This window comes from Pseudomonas sp. (assembly GCF_050739655.1).
Classification (GTDB): Bacteria; Pseudomonadota; Gammaproteobacteria; order Pseudomonadales; family Pseudomonadaceae; genus Aquipseudomonas.
The window spans coordinates 1-3,267 of the sequence record NZ_JBOIBY010000601.1 but is presented as its reverse complement, the minus strand read 5'-3'; the positions used below and the strand labels follow the sequence as shown (position 1 = coordinate 3,267).

Below are 3,267 nucleotides of genomic sequence, written 5' to 3'. Positions count from 1 at the left end.
CTCCATGTAATCAAGCAGCGGCTTGGCTGGCCGCGGCAGTTCTATACCCAGAATCGGCAATCGCCAGAGTATTGGCAATAGGCAGCAGTCCACCAGACTTTGTTCCTCACTGAGGAAAAACGGCTTGTCGGCGAACAGCGGCGACACACCCGTCAGGCTTTCGCGCAACTCTTTGCGGGCCACGGCACGGGCCGCCTCCTTGGTCCGCGAATCCAGAATCAGATCCACCAGACCACACCAGTCACGCTGAATGCGGTGCATCAGCAGGCGACTGTTGGCACGCGCCACGGGATAAACCGGCAGTAGCGGCGGGTGCGGGTAACGCTCATCCAGATATTCCATCACCACAGTCGACTCCCACAACGCCAGGTCGCGATCGACCAGGGTGGGCAAGCTGCCGTAAGGGTTCACTTCAATCAGTTTAGGTGGCTGGCGTCCAGCTTCCACGTAAATGATCTCGGCGCTGACACCCTTCTCTGCCAGTACGATGCGCACTCGGTGGGAATAGTGGTCGGCGGGGTCGGAGTAACAGGCCAACCGATTGGTCACGCCCATGGCGATCCTCCTCGCTTGTAGAAATAATCGAACGCGGAAAAACGAGCGCGCCCAGAGGGCGCCTCCCGTAACGACTGGATTACCAGTTTCGCTACATCCTCAGAGGCGCCCTTGGGCGCGCGCGATTAACAGCAATAGCTTGAAGCTTTATCAGTGCACGTCTTTCCAGTATTCGCGCTTGAGCAGGTAAGCGAATACGAAGAAGAACGCCAGGTACAGCAATACGTATGTACCGATGCGCTGATGTTGCAGCTTAACCGGGTTAGCCGAGTAAGCCAGGAAGGTTACCAGATTCTTGACCTTCTCATCGAACTGCTCTGCAGTCAGGGCACCGCTTTTCGGCACAATGGTCAACTGATCGCACGCTTCATGGGTCAGCGCCGTACCGGTCAGAGGATCATATTGCTTCTTGCCGTCTTCGACGATCTGAACCTGTTTGCAGCCAACCACCTGGCGACCTTGCAGGCCGGCCAGAACGTTAGGCATACCCACGTTCGGGAAGACCTTGTTGTTCACACCCCATGGGCGCGCCGGATCTTCGTAGAACGACCTCAGGTAACCGTAGAGCCAGTCAGTACCGCGAACACGGGCAACCAGGGTCAGGTCTGGTGGCGCGGCGCCAAACCAGGCCTTGGCGTCCGCCGGCTGCATGCCGATGCTCATGTGGTCGCCGATCTTGGCGCCGGTGAACATCAGCTTCTCCATCATCAACTCATGGGGAATGCCCAGGTCGTCGGCAACACGCTCGTAGCGCTGGAACTTGGCACTGTGGCAACCCATGCAGTAGTTGGCGAACGTGCGTGCGCCGTCTTGCATGGCTGCTTTATCGGAAACGTCGATGTCGACTTTTTCCAGCTCGGGGCCACCGTGTTCAGCCGAGAAAGCAAACACTGGCAGCGCAGCAAGCATCAATACAGCAAATAGTTTTTTCATCAGCCAGTCACCCTTTCCGGAACCGGTTTGGTCTTCTCGAGCCTGGTGTAGAACGGCATCAGAATGAAGTAGGCGAAGTACAGGAAGGTACATACCTGCGATAGCAACGTACGCTCAGGGGTTGGGGCCAATACGCCCAGCACGCCCAGGATCACGAACGAGATGCAGAACACCCAGAGCCAGATCTTGCTCAGCCAGCCCTTGTAGCGCATCGACTTGACCGGGCTACGGTCCAGCCACGGCAGGACGAACAGCACAGCAATGGCCGCGCCCATGGCGATCACACCCAGGAGCTTGTCCGGAATCGCACGCAAGATGGCGTAGAACGGGGTGAAGTACCAGACCGGAGCGATGTGCTCTGGGGTCTTGAAGGCGTTCGCCACTTCAAAGTTCGGCTTTTCGAGGAAGTAGCCGCCCATTTCCGGGAAGAAGAACACGATCGAGCAGAAGATGAACAGGAACACCACCACGCCGACGATATCTTTCACCGTGTAGTACGGGTGGAAGGCAATGCCGTCCAGCGGTATGCCGTTTTCATCCTTGTGCTTCTTGATGTCCACGCCGTCCGGGTTGTTCGAACCGACTTCGTGCAACGCCAGGATGTGCAATACCACCAGACCAAGGATAACGATCGGCAGGGCAACCACGTGCAAGGCAAAGAAGCGGTTCAGGGTAATGCCGGAAATCAGGTAGTCACCACGAATCCATTGGGTCAGGTCGTTGCCGATGACCGGAATCGCACCGAACAGCGAGATGATCACCTGGGCACCCCAGTAGGACATCTGGCCCCACGGCAACAGGTAACCCATGAAGGCTTCGGCCATCAATGCCAGGTAGATCAGCATGCCGAAGACCCACACCAGTTCACGCGGCTTCTGGTACGAACCGTAGAGCAGGCCACGGAACATGTGCAGATAGACCACGATGAAGAACGCCGAAGCGCCGGTGGAGTGCAGCAGACGCAGGATCGAGCCGTACTCGACGTCACGCATGATGTATTCGACGGAAGCGAACGCCTCTTCCGCCGACGGGTTGTAGCTCATGGTCAGCCAGACACCGGTAACGATCTGATTGACCAGAACGAGCAGTGCCAGGGAGCCAAAGAAGTAGAAGAAGTTGAAGTTCTTCGGAGCGTAATACTTGCTGAGATGGTCTTCCCACATCTTGGTTGCGGGAAAGCGTGCATCAACCCAATCCATGAACTTGCTCATCACGCTTTCTCCGTATCGACGCCAATGATAATGATCTCATCGGTCTCATAGGAATGCGGGGGAACTGGCAGGTTCAAAGGCGCAGGTTGCGACTTGTAGACGCGGCCAGCCAGATCGTAGTGGGAACCGTGGCAAGGGCAGAAATAGCCGCCTACCCAGTCTTTACCCAGATCCGCAGGTGCCACTTCAGGACGGAAGGTCGGCGAGCAACCCAGGTGCGTGCAGATACCGATCAGCAGCAGAACCTCAGGCTTGATCGAACGGATTTCCGGATCAACGTAAGTCGGTTGTGTCGAGTTCTTGGAGGTCGGATCAGCGAGCTGGCCCTCGATCTTCTTCAGATTCCCCAGGATTTCCGGTGTACGGCGGACGATGAACACCGGCTGGCCGCGCCACTCAGCAATCATCTGCTGGCCTGGTTCGACTTTGCTGACATTCACTTTCACCGGTGCACCTGCGGCTTTCGCCTTGGCACTGGGAAACCATGACCCCACGAACGGGACCGCAGCCCCCACCGCTCCTGCAGCACCCACCACGGATGTGGCTGCTACCAAGAAGCGACGCCGGC

At 57.4% G+C, this 3,267-nt stretch carries 4 protein-coding genes; all 4 read right to left on the bottom strand.

Annotation, left to right across the window (positions count from 1 at the left end; all coding sequences use genetic code 11):
- A partial coding sequence (locus ACRESJ_RS28615; RefSeq protein ID WP_431760874.1) for a glutathione S-transferase N-terminal domain-containing protein occupies positions 1-555 on the bottom strand: 555 nt, incomplete at its 3' end.
- A gap of 150 nt (positions 556-705) precedes the next feature.
- Positions 706-1,488, bottom strand: coding sequence for a cytochrome c1 (locus ACRESJ_RS28610; protein WP_431760873.1), 783 nt, complete (start codon positions 1,486-1,488; stop codon positions 706-708).
- A complete protein-coding gene (locus tag ACRESJ_RS28605) occupies positions 1,488-2,699 on the bottom strand; it encodes a cytochrome b (RefSeq protein ID WP_008045954.1) in 1,212 nt (403 codons plus the stop codon). Before ACRESJ_RS28605 ends, ACRESJ_RS28610 begins: the two co-directional genes overlap by 1 nt.
- A partial coding sequence (petA, locus tag ACRESJ_RS28600) for a ubiquinol-cytochrome c reductase iron-sulfur subunit (protein ID WP_431760872.1) occupies positions 2,699-3,267 on the bottom strand: 569 nt, incomplete at its 5' end. The genes petA and ACRESJ_RS28605, both read right to left, overlap by 1 nt.

Bases quoted from the DNA above. Each gene is read 5' to 3' on its own strand.
- ACRESJ_RS28605 (WP_008045954.1), bottom strand. From the start codon at position 2,699: ATGAGCAAGTTCATGGATTGGGTTGATGCACGCTTTCCCGCAACCAAG.
- ACRESJ_RS28610 (WP_431760873.1), bottom strand. From the start codon at position 1,488: ATGAAAAAACTATTTGCTGTATTGATGCTTGCTGCGCTGCCAGTGTTT.